We start from the raw sequence: 12,707 nt of genomic DNA, 5'->3' as shown, positions 1-12,707 counted from the left end.
CATACTTTCTTGCGGCTTTGGCCATACCATGGGTCCATGGCCACGGAGAAGATCACGGTCACGGTGCCCGCGGAGGTGCTGGAGAGCGCCCGCGCCGCCGTCGCGTCCGGAGCCGCGCCGAGCGTCTCGGCCTACGTCTCCGAAGCCGTACGCGACCGCGCGGCGCGCGACCGGCTCGTCGCCGCCGTGGAGAGCCGCTGGGGACCGTTCGACGACGAGGCGACCGACTGGGCGCGCCGCATCTTCGAGAGTGCCGACGGGGACTCCCGGCGGACTCGGTGAACCTCTCCGGCCGCGTCCTGGACGTTCCCGCACTGGTGGACCTCGCGACCGGCCGTAGCCAGCACATGCGCGCGCTGGTCGGCTTCGTCGCGGCCCGCGGCTACAGCCTGGTGGCGCCCGCGACCGCCCTGACGAAGGCCGCGGCCGTGGCCGACGAACGCGGCCTCCAGGAGCTCGCCTGGGCGGTGGAGAGCGCCTCGGTGGTCGTGCTGGCCCTCGACGAGCGCAACGCGTTCGCCATCGGTGACGCCGCCCGCCAGGCCGGCATCCGCGACATCGTCGACGCGCACGTGGCGCGGGCGGCCGCCGACCGAGGCTGGCCGATCGTCACCAGCGCCGAAGCGGCGGCCAAGTGGAGGACCCTCGGCCTGGCGGTGCAGAGCCTGCCCTGAGACCGCCCGGTCAGCGAGCGCTCTCGGGGGTGGACAGCACGGCCGAGAGGAGCCGGCGGGCCTCTTCGGCGAACTCCGCGTCGACCAGGAGGTCGTACCGGTCCGCCACCACCGACCGCATCGAGGTGTACGCCCTCTTCTGGAGGAAGTAGGCGACGGCCGAGAAGGCCGCGCCGAACAGGACGCCCAGGATGACGCCCGAGATCACCGCGCCCTCCACCAGACGGGGAGTGACGATCCAGAAGATCAGGCCGACCAGGAGCCCGATCCACGCTCCGGTGCTCGCGCCGGTCAGCAGCGCGCGGCCCAGCGTCCAGCGGCCGAGGACGCGCTCCTCCAGCTTCAGCCCGGTGCCCACGATCGTGACGTGCTCCACCGGGAACTTGTGCTCGGCGAGCAGGTCCACCGCGTGCTGGGCGGCCTCGTGACTGCTGTAGGTGCCCAGTACGACCTTGTGCGGGCCGATGGCGCTCCGCTCGCTCATGAGGCCTCCTTCGCAGGAGAGGCGACCAGACGCGCCGGCTTTCTGATTCGCTCGCTCATTCTCGGACCCCCGTTCGTCGGCTACGACCGGCGCGATGCCATGGATGGCAGGCGCGGTCATTTCTCTTCTTCGGCGACGGCCTCGGCGACCGCCTCGGGACGGTCGTACCGGCGGTCCGGAATTCGCCGTAGCGCCTCGACCACCGGCCAGGGGGCGCCTTGACGCTCGGCGTGCCCGGCGAGATCGTCCCGGCGCGTCGGATAGGACATATCGCCGAGATAACCGCTCACCGACTCCGCGAACGCCCGGCTCACCTCCGCGGGCCGCGAATACCGCCGGTCCGGAAGCTCACGCAGGGCCGCGATCACGCGGTCGCTTTCTTCGCGGACGTGCGCGAGGAGTTCGCCGCGGGTGGCGGGAAACCCGGCCTTGTGAAGGTGTCGCTGCAACAGGGCCGGACTGATCAGTTTTGTGTCGCCCATGAATCCGGTCGCCCCCCGATTGTCAATCAACGCATCGAGAAACGCGCCCACTGCCACGATGAAATCGGCCGGACGTCATTCGACCTTGTTTTCGGAGTCTACCTTCGCCGCCGCGCCCCGGGGAAGTCGTCCCAGGTCGCATGGTGTTCAGGCGGATGTCAGCCGGTCGCCGAGAAAGGCGAGCTGGGCCGGCAGGCGCCGCAGCCAGAAAGCCCCGTCATGGCATCCGCGCGTCATCGCCCCGGCCGGACGCAGCCGGTCGCGCAGCCGCCGCACCATCGGGGCGAACGGGTCGCTCGTCCCGCAGTCGACCCAGGCCGGGACTCCGTGGAGCCGTCCCAGCCCGCGGAACACGTCGTACCGCGCGAAGTCTCCCGGGCCGTCGAAGGCCTGGTGGTTGGTCCGGCGGGCGTTCGCGTACGAGGGAAAGACCGCGGGCGACGCCGCGACCGTCGCCGCCACGCGCGGCGCGCCCACCGTCTCGGCGACCACCAGCGCCCCGTACCCGCCCATGGACCAGCCGATCACCCCGAACCGGTCGGTCCGCGCGCCCTGGCGGCTCAGGAGCGGCAGGAGCTCGTCCGTGATCATGCCGAGCGGGTCGTCGCCGCTCGCCCGCGGATGCCAGTAGGAGTTCGGCCCGCCGTCCACCGCCACCAGAGCGAACGGCGGCGTGCTCCGGGTCCGTACGGCCTCGGTGAGATAGCGGTCGAGCCGCAGGCCGCGGGCCGTGTTCACCCCGGTGCCGCCGTTCCCGTGCAGCGCGACGGCGACCGGCAGGCCGCGCAGCGAGGTGACGCCCGCGGGCAGCACGACGGTCGCGGTGACGTCGGTGCGCCGGCGGCGCGAGTGGAAGGTCGTGGAACGGACGACGCCCGCGGTGGCCGGCGCCTCCGGCAGCGTGCGACACCGTCCGATCGCCCGGTCGAACGCGACCTTGCCCGGCAGGACGTCCTCCTCGACGAGCAACGCCCCGGCTCCGCCGGCGACCGCGACACCCCCCAGCGCCGCGCCCCCGAACACGAACGTCCGCCTCCGCACCATGCGACGGCTCCTTTCTGGCCGGCCCCTTACGGCCGGTCCGTACAGGTATCGACGCGAGCAGGCCCGGGCGGGTTCGCGTGTCTCGCGGGCGTTCGCGGTCCACGCACGCGCTGTGGGGAGGCTCCGGCGGAGGTGTCTGACCTGGGCGGGAGTGCGATCCGTGGCCCCACTGTCACCATTCGCACGCCCTTGTGGCCGGACATCCAGTACGATCCTGCACCGCCGTGCCTCGCAGGCGGGGCGGCCTGGCGTGCGCGGCATTCGTGTACCCCCCGCCTCAGGTGTCACAATGGTTCTCACAGGGAAGGAAAGTCACACGAATCTCTGTTGTGAACCTGTATCGGTCCACAATCTTCGCAAGGTGTCCGATAGCGGATTGACCGCTTGGCTGTTTGGTGCGTTGTCCGCTAAGGTCGTCTCGTTCGCAAGTTTCACTAAAAGGTGTAGCGGCGGTTTCTTGACTCCGTTACTTCCTGCCTCTATAACAGTTGCGCCAGATTTGTAGATTTCGGCTGACGGGAATACGCCATCGGCCCGGGTGGGAGAGGATTCAGGGTTGCCCCGGCCCGGAAGTGCCACTGTCCGTAATCGTCGGCTCGCGGCAGAGCTGAGGCGTTTGCGGGAGGTCGGCAATCTCACCGGTGACGACGTCGCCGAGCGGCTGGGATGGTCCGCCTCCAAGGTCAGCCGGCTGGAAAATGCGCGCCAGGCTCCGCGTTTCGCCGACGTCCGGCAGCTGCTCGACCTGTACGGCGTCGAAGGCTCGTACCGCGAACAGCTGCTCCAGCTCGCCCGCGACGCCGTTCGCCGCGGCTGGTGGGAGGCGTTCTCCGACGCGCTGCCGGAGCAGTACGCCTCCTATATCGGCCTCGAGATCGAGGCCGAGGAGATCTGGCAGTGGGAGACCCAGGTCGTACCCGGCCTCCTGCAGACCGAGGCGTACGCGCAGGCGGTCGAGCAACGCTCGCACTCGACCGAGGTGATCCCGCCGAGCCGCGTCGACGCCCGGGTGGAGGCCCGCCTGGCCCGCCAGTCGGTGCTCACCCGCGAGACGCCCCTCCAGCTGTCGGTCGTGCTGGACGAGGCCCTCCTCCTCAGGCGGTACGGCGACGCCTCCGTGATGACCGAGCAGTTGCAGCACCTCGAAGAGCTCTCCGTTCTCCCCAACCTGAGCCTCCAAGTTCTTCCACTTGATGGACCTCATCCCATCGCGACGGGGTCCTTCACGCTTCTGCAATTCCCGTTGGTGGGCGGGATTCAGTTTCATGATGTCGTGTATATCGAGCACCTCAACGGGTGTTCGTATCTAGAAGAGGCAACCGAAACCTACCGGTATAGGCTTAGTTTCGAACGACTCAGTGCAGAGGCGCTCGGGCCGGCGGAGTCCATGGAGCGAATATCCAGGATCGCCCGGGAGATGTGGACATCATGAAAAGGAGGGGGGTGAGCCGTGATGGATCAAAAAGTGGGGCGTCCTGGCCTCGACTGGAGGAAAAGCTCTCGTAGTATGGCGAACAATCAGTGCATTGAAGTTGCTTTGGTGGCTTCGGCGAACGAGTCGCCGCGGGTTTGATATAGCGAATTAATAATGTGCGGATGATCTGCATGGCGTCGAGTCATGGTGACCATCGGCACTTCAAGGCCCACTTCCTCTCGATCGTACTTTTCTACGGAGGAGGTGGGCCGATATTCTTCATGGACCACCGATGTCCGGATGTCCGGCCTGGTGAGCCGGGCCCGAGGGTTCTGCCGACAGGCCGCTCTCCTCGCTCCCTGATCGGCGCGTGAAGGTCCCTCGGCCACGCTGCTGGAGGGTTTCACGTGAGCGGTGAAAGGCTTCGCCGGCCTTGGCGTCTTCCGGAGCGGGCCGCCCGCCCGGTTCTGCTGGTCATCTGGACGACGGCCGCTGTCGTCGGTCTGGCGGCCGTGCTCATGTCTCCGTTCGCGCTGCGGGCGATCGATCGGCTGCCCGGACTCGACTGGGCCGGGCTCGCCGACGTCGGCCAGACGTACGAAGCCGTCGCCGCCCTGCTGACCGTGCCGACCTTCGGGGGAGTGATGATCTCATTCCTCGCCCAGCGCCGGGAGGTGCACACGGGCCAGGAACAGACCGCCCTGCTGACGCAGATCGAGCTGGCGCGGATCGCCATCGAGAATCCCGAACTCATCACGGTGGACGGGACCATAGCGTCACCGAGTTCGCTCGCTCAGGCGCGTCGCGACACGCTCATGAATCTCTGGATGAGCAAGTGGCGTTCTCAGTTCGGCCTCGGCAACCTGACCGAGCGGGAGCTGCGTGAGATCCTCGATCGGTTCTTCCGCCAGGACGAGACGCGTGAGTGGTGGAGGACGGCGCGCGACAGTTATCGGATCGGTGTGGGGAGCAGACGGCAGCGGCGATTCGCCGCGGTCGCGGAGGCGGAGTACGTTCGCGCGTGCTCTTCGAGCGCCGGTACACCGAGCGCTGCACACCGGTCGCCTGCCGGCTCGAGCCTCGTCAGGGTCGGGATCGTCTGGCTGGCGGCGGCCGGGGCGGGCGGGGTCTCCGGCTGGCTTTACGGGCGGCACCGCGCCCGTTGAACCGGACGCGACTCAGGCCGGTCTGTGTCCCGCGATGGTGTCATGCGTCACTGCCAGGGGTATGCGGTCGGTAACGGGATGTCCTTCGGGGTCGTTCTCGCGAACACGGGGGGTCGTCATGACCATTGGCGGGATCATCACCGCGATCATCTTCGGTGCCATCATCGGCGCGATCGCGCGGCTGCTGGTGCCCGGGCGTCAGAACATGCCCATCTGGCTGACCATCCTGGTCGGCATCATCGCCGCCTTCATCGGCACGTGGATCTCTCACCTGCTCAACCTCAGGACGCACGGCTTCAACTTCTGGGAGACGATCTTCCAGATCATCGTGGCCGTGATCGGCGTGCTGATCGTGACCACGCTCTGGCCCAGGAAGACCTAGCGCGTCTCGTGCGCCGTGGGCGGCCGGAGGATCGGGCGCAGGCGGTCCAGCACCGTGGCGTCCTCGATGGTGGACGGGACCGGCACCTCGTCGCCGTCCGCGATGCCGCGCATCGTCCCTCGGAGGATCTTGCCCGATCGGGTCTTCGGCAGGGCCGGGACGACCGAGACCTCCTTGAACGCCGCGACCGGGCCGATCTGTTCACGTACCGCGCGTACGAGTTCGCCGCGCAGCCGCGACTCGTCCAGGTCGGTGCCGCTCTTCAGGACGACGAAGCCGCGCGGCACCTGTCCCTTCAGCGCGTCCCGTACCCCGACCACCGCGGCCTCGGCCACCGACGGGTGGGCGCACAGCACCTCCTCCATCACTCCAGTGGACAGCCGGTGCCCGGCCACGTTGATGACGTCGTCGGTGCGGCCCATCACCCAGATGTAGCCGTCCTCGTCGATCGAGCCGCCGTCGCCGGTCAGGTAGTGGCCCGGGTACCGGGACAGGTAGGACTCGATGTACCGCTCGTCGTCGTTCCACAGCGTGAGCAGGGTCCCGGGCGGCAGCGGCAGCCGGATCGCGATGTCGCCCTCGGCGCCGGGCGGGGCGATCGACCCGTCGGGCAGCAGTACCCGTACGTCGAAGCCGGGTACGGCGACGGTCGGCGAGCCGGGTTTGACGGGCAGCGGATCCAGGCCCCGCAGGTTCGCCGCGACCGGCCATCCGGTCTCGGTCTGCCACCAGTGGTCGATCACCGGGCGGTCGAGGACGCGCGTGGCCCATTCGTACGTGCCCGGGTCGAGGCGTTCCCCCGCGAGGAACAGGGTGCGCAGCGCCGACAGGTCGTGCCCGGCGAGGAGACGGCCCTCCGGGTCCTCCTTCTTGATCGCCCGGATCGCGGTGGGCGCGGTGAACAGGGCGTTCACGCGGTGCTCGGCGGCGACCCGCCAGAACGCCCCGGCGTCCGGCGTGCCGACCGGCTTGCCCTCGTACAGCACCGTCGTGCAGCCCGCGAGCAGGGGCGCGTACACGATGTAGGAGTGCCCGACCACCCAGCCGACGTCCGAGGCGGCCCAGAACACGTCGCCGGCCGAGACGCCGTAGACGTTCGTCATCGTCCACCGCAGCGCGACCGCGTGCCCGCCGTTGTCGCGTACGACGCCCTTCGGCCGCCCCGTCGTGCCGGAGGTGTAGAGGATGTAGAGCGGATCGGTGGCGGCGACCGGCACGCAGTCCGCCGGCAGCGCCTCCGCCATCGCCTGATCCCAGTCGACGTCACGGCCGTCGACGAGGGGCGCGGGCGCCTGCGGGCGACCGACGATCACGCAGCCGCCGACCTTGTGGGCGGCGAGGTCGAGCGCCTCGTCCAGCAGCGGCTTGTACTCGATCACCCGGCTGCCCTCGATGCCGCACGACGCGGACACCACGACCTTGGGCCGGGCGTCGTCGATGCGTACGGCCAGCTCGCGCGGTGCGAAGCCGCCGAACACCACCGAGTGCACCGCGCCGATGCGCGCGCATCCCAGCATCGCGATGACCGCCTGCGGGATCATCGGCAGGTAGAGGACGACGCGGTCGCCGCGTTCGACGCCGAGGCCGCGCAGCACCCCGGCGAACCGCGCCGTCTCATCGCGCAGCTCCCGGTAGGTGTACTTCTGCCGCGTGCCGGTGACCGGGCTGTCGTAGATGAGCGCGAGCTGGTCGCCGCGGCCCTGCTCGACGTGCCGGTCGACGGCGTTCTCGCAGGTGTTCAGCTCCCCTCCGGTGAACCACCGGTAGAACGGCGCGGCGCCGTCGTCAAGGACCCGCTCCGGAGGGGTGCGCCAGCGGATGTCCCGGGCGGCCTCTGCCCAGAACCGTGCCGGATCGCCGAGACTGCGTTCGTACGCGGCCGTGTAGGGGCCCATGTCGTACCTCCGCCAAAGGGGGACTCCACTATGGCGATCGCGTGCGCCCCTACGTCAAGACGTCTCCCGGGCTTCGATGCCATGGGCGGGCGCCGGGTGCCGGATTCCGTGGACGACCGCGACGGCCGCGGCGAGCCACGCGCCGACCGCGACGATCACGAAGCACAGCACGTACGCGTGCAGCTGCGGTACGCCGGGCAGCGCCGGGATCGTCTCGCCGGTCAGCACGGCCGCGGTGACGGCGGCCGAGACGCTGCCGCCCGCCGTACGGACGAGGGAGTTGATGCCGCTCGCGATGCCGCTCTGGTCCATCGGCACGTGCTGCACGGCCAGCGTGCCGAGCGCGGCGTACGCGACGCCGAAGCCGATGCCCTGGACGGCGCTGAAGCCCAGCATGTCGTACGCGTGTGAGTGGGAGAGGGCGAGCCAGAGGTAGCTGAGCCCGGCGAACACCGAGCCGATCGCGAGGGAGTTCGCCGCGCCGATCCGCTGCGCGATGCGGCCGGCCAGCGCCGAGCAGACGAGCATGGTGACCGTGCTGGGCAGCATGTACAGGCCGACGTCCAGCACGTCGCCGCCCAGGCCGTAGCCGACCGAGCGGGGTGTCTGCACGAACGTGGAGATCAGCGTGAACGCCGCGAACATCGAGAAGCCGAGCAGCATCGAGGCGAAGTTCGCCGACAGTGACTGGCGGCCGATGAGCAGCCCCAGCCGGACGAGCGGCTGGCGTACCCGCAGTTCGACCAGTACCCATACGGCGGTCAGCACGGCCGCGGCGGCGAACAGCCCCACCACGCCGCCGGAGGACCAGCCCCAGTCGTTGCCCTCGCTGATCGCCAGCAGCAGGCAGACGAGCAGGCTGGCCAGCAGGGCCGCGCCGAGGTAGTCGGGCCGTCCGCCGGTGCGCCCGCCGATGTCGCGGGCGCTCAGCACGACCATCACCAGCCCGGCGGCGGCGAGGGCCGCGGCGATCCAGAACTCCGGCCGGTAGCTGGAGGTGTGGTCGGCGATCAAGCCGGTCACGATCATGCCCATGCTGCCGCCGACACCCATCGTGGCGCTGACGATGCCGATGCCGGAGGTCACCTTCGCCGGGGGGAAACTGTCCCGGATCATGCCGATGGCCAGCGGGATCAGGGCCGACGAGGTGCCCTGCAGGGCGCGGCCGGCGATGAGCACCGGGAGGGACCCGGACAGCGCGCAGACGATCGAGCCGGCCAGCAGCAGGCCCATCGTGACGAGGATGAGGTTCTTCTTGCCGTACATGTCCCCGAGCCGCGACAGCAGGGGAGTGGCGACCGCGCCGGCGAGGAGCGAGGCGGTGAACACCCAGGTGACCGAGCCGACCGAGGTCTGGAAGTGCCGCATCAGCTGGGGAAGAAGCGGCAGTACGAGCGTCTGCTGGACCGACACCACCATCCCGGACACGGACAGGGCCAGCAACGTCAGCCCGGTATGGGTTCTCGCGCCGTCGGTGCGTGGTCTGGCGGCGATGTCGACCATCGGGGGGTCTCCTCCGGTATGCGGTTTTCGTCCATATCTTACTTACTTAAGTTAAGTAAGTATTAACTAGAATGAACTCCATGACCGCTCCCGAAGACGTGATCGAGATCGAGCGGGCCCTCACCCGGATCGCGCACCTTCTCACGCGCGCCCGGCAGCACGACCGCATCGTGGGGGAGGCGGGAGTCGCCGTCGACCGGGCGAGTGCGCCGCTGCTGCGCGCCCTCGCGGACGCGCCGGGGCCGGTACGCATGGGCGCCCTCGCCGACCGGCTCGCCGTCGAGGCGCCCCACGTGACCCGGCAGGTGCAGCGCCTCCAACGCGCCGGTTTCGTCGAACGTGTCCCCGACCCCGACGACGGACGGGCCCAGCTCGTCCGCATCACCGCCGAGGGCGCGGACGCGGTGGAGTGCCTGCGGGCGGTGATCCGCCGCCGCATGGCCGAGGCCCTGGCGGACTGGTCGGAGGAGGACCGCCACGACCTGGCCGTGCTGTGCCACCGCATGGTCGACGACTTCCTGCGCCACGCCGAGGAACGTCACCTGCTCGGTCCCCGCCTCGGCTGAGACGCCGTGGAGGCGCGTGTCTCGCGCCTCCACGGCCCTCTCCTTCGTCAGACCGCCGCCCCGTCGGTGAACTCGACGTCGCAGCAGGAGACGAAGAACTCGCCGGTCATCCTGCCGTTGTCGTCGATCGGCCCGCCGTGGCCGCCCCAGATGTTGACGATGACGTGCCGGCCGACCTTGGGCGGGAGCGCCCCGGTGGTGTGGCGGGTGACGCCGGGATCGCCGTGAATCTCCGTCATGAACGGGGTCGGCTCAAAGTCCTCCCAGGTCAGCGGCGTGCTGGGATCCCAGTCGTCCCGGGTGACGAACCACTGGTGCGTCCACGTCTCACCGATGTGGTGGGCGGTGAAGGCGTACGAGAAGGCGTACTCGCCGGCCGAGGACGGCAGTGTGGCGGCCGGCCAGTCGCCGACCAGGTCGAGTCCGGCGAACGCGGGGTTGGCGGCCGAGGCGATGTCACCGCCGCGAAAGAACTTGCGGTATTCGAGGTAGGAGCCGTTCCACGGCGGATCGGCCTTCATCGCCTCCGCCGGCGGGACGACCTCCTGCCAGGTACGGCTGGTGTTCAGCTGCCGTGCGCGTTCGCAGACCTCGGCGGGATCGTTGTCGCGGATCGCCCGTACGGCGCGGCTGGGAGGCGAACCGGCGCTTCCGTGCCGGGTGTTCCCGCGCGGCGGCGCGGCGGTCCGTGGCCCGCGGATCGGGTCGACGTACGGACGGCTGTCGCCCGAGCGGACGGCGACGGCGACCTCGTTGGTGAACGCGCTCCAGGAACCGTCGGAGAGCCTGGCACGGACCTTGACCCGGTACTGCGGGTAGGGGTGGGCGCCCAGGCAGACCCAGTGAGTACGGGCCAGCTGCCAGCCCGGTGCCCAGGCCGGCCAGTACAGCACGGCGGTCTGCCTGATCTGCCCGTCATTGAGCCAGACCTCGTAGTAGTGCGGATAGGGGGCGTCGCCGTCGTTCCAGTCGGCCGGAGGAGGCCAGTCCGCGCCGTCGTTGTCGCCGACGGTCCAGGACAGCTGGACGCCGTACAGGGTCACGTCACCGTCGGTGCGATGGGCGGCCGTGGCGCGGAGGGTGTGCGGTGCCACGACCTCTGGGAGGGTTTCGGTCATCCGATCGCGTTCCTTGTCTGCCGGTTCGGTCGGGTCCGACGGAGTCGCCTGGGGTCTCGCCGCGAGCGAGGGGCCCGGCGGCGGGTTGTGACGCCGCGGCTGATGCGGCATGCGAATGACGCCACGGCCACGCCCGTCGTCCGGTTCCCCCGTCTCGCCGCGAGGACGAGCCGTCACCCTCAGTATCCGTGCGAGCGCGTTGCGTGTCGACGGGAAGGCGCTCTTTCACCGCCTGCGACACCGAAGCCTTCGGGACCTGCGGGGGTTGTCCACAGCCGGGCAGGGCGTACTTCCGCCGGGGGAAACCGCCCTGGACAATGGGAGTGGGGTGGAGCCCCCAGGGCGGGCGGGGCGTCGACTACGGCGGGGCGTCCGCTACGGCGGGGCGTCCGCTACGGCGGGGCGTCCGCTACGGCGGGGCGTCCGCTACGGCGGGGCGTCCGCTACGGCGGGGCGTCCGCTACGGCGGGGCGTCCGCTACGGCGGGGCGTCCGCTACGGCCGGGCGTCGACTACGGCCGGGCGTCCGCTACGGCGGGGCCTTCGGCGGCGGGGCTGGTGCTGTCGGCGGAATGTTCGTTGCCGGTGGGTCTGGCGTGTTGCTCGTAGGGAGTTCGCTGCGACGGGTCGGAAGAGAGGGCCGTCGCCGTCTGTTGCGGGTGGCGGCGGATCAGGCCAGGAAGTCGAAGCGCGTTCCGGACCGCGTGGTGCGGAAGGCGAGCCAGGCCAGTGCCAGGTCCTGCCACGGCAGGCCGACCGGCGCGTACACGGTCACCTCCGCATCGCTCGCGCGGCCGGTCGTGCCGTCGAGGATCTCGCTCAGCGTTCCGGCCGCGTCCGCGGCGCCCAGGCCCGCGTTGCCCAGGGCGCCCATCTCCAGCGACAGCGCCACGTCGTCGACGAACACCCGGCCCGTCCGCAGCAGGTCCGCGGCGAGTTCGGCCTTGCCCGGCTCGTCCGCGCCGAGGGAGGTCACGTGCGTGCCCGGCGCGACGTCGTCGCCGCGGAGGACCGGTTCCCGCGACCAGGTGGCGGTGACGACGATCTCCGCCGTCGAGAGCTCCGCTCGCGTCACGGGCCGGCCGCCGTGCCGCGCGGCGAACGTCTCCGCGCGTGCCGGTTCGCGGTCGGTGACGAGCAGGTCGTGCACCGGTCGCAGCCGGCGCAGCCCGCGGATCACCAGGTCGGCCTGGGCGCCCGCGCCGATGACCGCGACCGTGCTCGCGTCCGCACGGGCCAGCACGTGCGTGCCCAGGGCCGCCGCGAGGCCGGTCCGGTACGCGGTGACGGTCGCCGAGTCCAGCAGCGCCAGGAGCTCCCCGGTCGCCAGGTCGTGCAGGCACACGACACCGCGCAGGGCCGGGTTCGCGGTGGGGAACTTGGCGTTCACCTTCACCGTGTACGCGGGCACGCCGTCGAGCAGCCCGGGGATGAGGGCGGTGGCGGTGCCCGGGCCGGGCAGGTCGGTGCGGACCCGAAGCGGACGAACGGCGGAAGCCGACGCGAGGAATCCGGCGCGCAGTGCCTCCAGGCACGCGTCCGGCTCCAGGAGTTCCGTCAGCTCGGTGCGGTTGAGCAGGAGTGTCACGTGGCTGATCCTGGCAGCGATGGTGCCAGGTGTGGAATGCGTCTGTTCGTGATCATGAATGCCGCGCGCGCAGCGGCCGCAGGCGGGCGTTCGGCTTTTGGGTCGGTGTGGTTGAGCAGGACGGCTGGTCCTGGCAGTGGTGTCGCCGGGTGTGGCGTGCGTCTGTTCGTGATCATGAATGCCGCGCGCGCAGCGGCCGCAGGCGGGCGTTCGGCTTTTGGGTCGGTGTGGTTGAGCAGGACGGTTGATCCTGGCAGTGGCGTCGCCGCGTGTGGCTTGACTCTGTCCGTGAGCATGCGCGCAGCGGCCGCAGGCGCGTGTTCTTTTCGGCTCGGTGGTCGAGCGGGACTGCCACGTCGCCGATCCCCAAGGCGGTGGCGCCAGGCGCGCCG

General features: G+C 70.3%; 14 protein-coding genes. 7 read left to right on the top strand and 7 right to left on the bottom strand.

Annotated features, from left to right (window positions below; translation table 11 throughout):
* Window positions 1-36: 36 nt before the first annotated feature.
* Window positions 37-282 (top strand): hypothetical protein, encoded by a 246-nt coding sequence (locus tag QSK37_RS23350; protein WP_285583347.1) that lies wholly within the window; start codon window positions 37-39, stop codon window positions 280-282.
* Window positions 279-674 carry a hypothetical protein gene (locus tag QSK37_RS23345; protein WP_285583346.1) on the top strand — a complete coding sequence of 132 codons (396 nt, stop codon included), beginning with the start codon at window positions 279-281 and terminating at the stop codon, window positions 672-674. Before QSK37_RS23350 ends, QSK37_RS23345 begins: the two co-directional genes overlap by 4 nt.
* Window positions 675-684: 10 nt before the next feature.
* Here QSK37_RS23345 and QSK37_RS23340 read toward each other — a convergent pair whose 3' ends face one another.
* The 3 genes from QSK37_RS23340 to QSK37_RS23330 form a co-directional block, all read right to left on the bottom strand.
* Window positions 685-1,158 (bottom strand): YflT domain-containing protein, encoded by a 474-nt coding sequence (locus tag QSK37_RS23340; protein WP_285624792.1) that lies wholly within the window; start codon window positions 1,156-1,158, stop codon window positions 685-687.
* 116 nt (window positions 1,159-1,274) lie between these two features.
* Complete coding sequence (locus QSK37_RS23335) at window positions 1,275-1,691, bottom strand: DUF2795 domain-containing protein (protein WP_285624790.1); 417 nt, start codon at window positions 1,689-1,691, stop codon at window positions 1,275-1,277.
* A gap of 96 nt (window positions 1,692-1,787) precedes the next feature.
* Entirely contained in the window at window positions 1,788-2,684 is an 897-nt protein-coding gene (locus QSK37_RS23330; RefSeq protein ID WP_285624788.1) for an alpha/beta hydrolase, read from the bottom strand.
* A gap of 538 nt (window positions 2,685-3,222) precedes the next feature.
* Between QSK37_RS23330 and QSK37_RS23325 the strand changes: the two genes are divergently transcribed.
* The 4 genes from QSK37_RS23325 to QSK37_RS23315 all read left to right on the top strand — a co-directional run bounded on the left by QSK37_RS23325 (window position 3,223) and on the right by QSK37_RS23315 (window position 5,646).
* Window positions 3,223-4,116, top strand: coding sequence for a helix-turn-helix domain-containing protein (locus QSK37_RS23325; RefSeq protein WP_285624784.1), 894 nt, complete (start codon window positions 3,223-3,225; stop codon window positions 4,114-4,116).
* 21 nt (window positions 4,117-4,137) lie between these two features.
* Complete coding sequence (locus QSK37_RS51780) at window positions 4,138-4,257, top strand: DUF397 domain-containing protein (RefSeq protein WP_432705584.1); 120 nt, start codon at window positions 4,138-4,140, stop codon at window positions 4,255-4,257.
* Window positions 4,258-4,505: 248 nt separating this feature from the next.
* Window positions 4,506-5,264, top strand: a complete 759-nt coding sequence (locus QSK37_RS23320; RefSeq protein ID WP_285624781.1) for a DUF6082 family protein — start codon at window positions 4,506-4,508, stop codon at window positions 5,262-5,264.
* A 118-nt stretch (window positions 5,265-5,382) separates the two neighbouring features.
* The gene (locus tag QSK37_RS23315) at window positions 5,383-5,646 is read left to right on the top strand and encodes a GlsB/YeaQ/YmgE family stress response membrane protein (protein ID WP_285624778.1); all 264 of its coding nucleotides are present in this window, start codon (window positions 5,383-5,385) and stop codon (window positions 5,644-5,646) included.
* Here the strand turns inward: QSK37_RS23315 and QSK37_RS23310 are convergent.
* Together QSK37_RS23310 and QSK37_RS23305 are read right to left on the bottom strand one after the other, a co-directional pair.
* Window positions 5,643-7,541: a propionyl-CoA synthetase gene (locus QSK37_RS23310; protein ID WP_285624772.1), complete on the bottom strand. Its 1,899-nt coding sequence runs from the start codon at window positions 7,539-7,541 to the stop codon at window positions 5,643-5,645. The genes QSK37_RS23315 and QSK37_RS23310 overlap by 4 nt on opposite strands.
* Window positions 7,542-7,595: 54 nt before the next feature.
* Window positions 7,596-9,044 (bottom strand): MFS transporter, encoded by a 1,449-nt coding sequence (locus QSK37_RS23305; RefSeq protein ID WP_285624770.1) that lies wholly within the window; start codon window positions 9,042-9,044, stop codon window positions 7,596-7,598.
* An 80-nt stretch (window positions 9,045-9,124) separates the two neighbouring features.
* On the opposite strand from QSK37_RS23305, the gene QSK37_RS23300 reads away from it, so the two are divergent.
* Entirely contained in the window at window positions 9,125-9,610 is a 486-nt protein-coding gene (locus tag QSK37_RS23300) for a MarR family winged helix-turn-helix transcriptional regulator (protein WP_285583331.1), read from the top strand.
* Window positions 9,611-9,657: 47 nt separating this feature from the next.
* Here the strand turns inward: QSK37_RS23300 and QSK37_RS23295 are convergent, their stop codons facing one another.
* Both QSK37_RS23295 and QSK37_RS23290 read right to left on the bottom strand, forming a co-directional pair.
* Window positions 9,658-10,728, bottom strand: a complete 1,071-nt coding sequence (locus QSK37_RS23295; protein WP_285624768.1) for a lytic polysaccharide monooxygenase auxiliary activity family 9 protein — start codon at window positions 10,726-10,728, stop codon at window positions 9,658-9,660.
* 669 nt (window positions 10,729-11,397) lie between these two features.
* Window positions 11,398-12,315 (bottom strand): ornithine cyclodeaminase family protein, encoded by a 918-nt coding sequence (locus tag QSK37_RS23290; protein ID WP_285624766.1) that lies wholly within the window; start codon window positions 12,313-12,315, stop codon window positions 11,398-11,400.
* Window positions 12,316-12,707 lie beyond the last annotated feature (392 nt).

It is taken from the genome of Actinoallomurus iriomotensis, from assembly GCF_030269445.1.
Classification (GTDB): Bacteria; Actinomycetota; Actinomycetes; order Streptosporangiales; family Streptosporangiaceae; genus Actinoallomurus; species Actinoallomurus iriomotensis.
Note: the sequence above shows the minus strand (reverse complement) of the source record. Positions and strands in the feature narration are given on the sequence as shown.